Source organism: Aeromonas sp. EERV15, from assembly GCF_900079845.1.
GTDB lineage: Bacteria > Pseudomonadota > Gammaproteobacteria > Enterobacterales > Aeromonadaceae > Aeromonas > Aeromonas sobria.
The window spans coordinates 1-445 of the sequence record NZ_FKKY02000150.1; the positions used below are offsets into that span (position 1 = coordinate 1).

Sequence of the window (445 nt, forward strand, 5' to 3'; positions counted from 1 at the left end):
CTGCCAGCGACGCCGGCTCGAGCGCCGCGCCGCCGTAGAGCGCGACGGCCCAGCGGGCGATGTCCCCCGCGCTCGCCACCAGGGCGCCGGCGGACCACGGCATCGAGGGGTGGATGGCCGTCGTGATGTCCGTCCCGTCGCCGGAGTAGCCGCGGGCGAGCTCGCCAGCGATCGGCTCCTCTCCGTCGAACGAGGTGCTCGAGAGCGCGTTCGGATCGAGCACCCTGTCGCGGATCACGCTGGCGATGCCCTCGCCGGTCGCAGCCTCGATGATCATCCCGAGGAGGATGTAGTTCGTGCTCGAGGAATGCCACCCCGCGCCGGGCGCGAAATAGGGATCGTGCGCGGCGGCGGCGGCGGCGATCTCCTCGGGGCTCCACACGCGGGCCGGATCGGCCATCGCGGCGAGCCGGAGCTCCTCGTCCTCCGTGTAGTCGAAGATGCC

At 72.6% G+C, this 445-nt stretch carries 1 protein-coding gene; it reads right to left on the bottom strand.

The genetic code is table 11. From position 1 onward, the window contains the following. The coding region (locus BN4575_RS20815; protein ID WP_176716469.1) for a serine hydrolase domain-containing protein at positions 1-445 on the bottom strand (445 nt) is incomplete at both ends.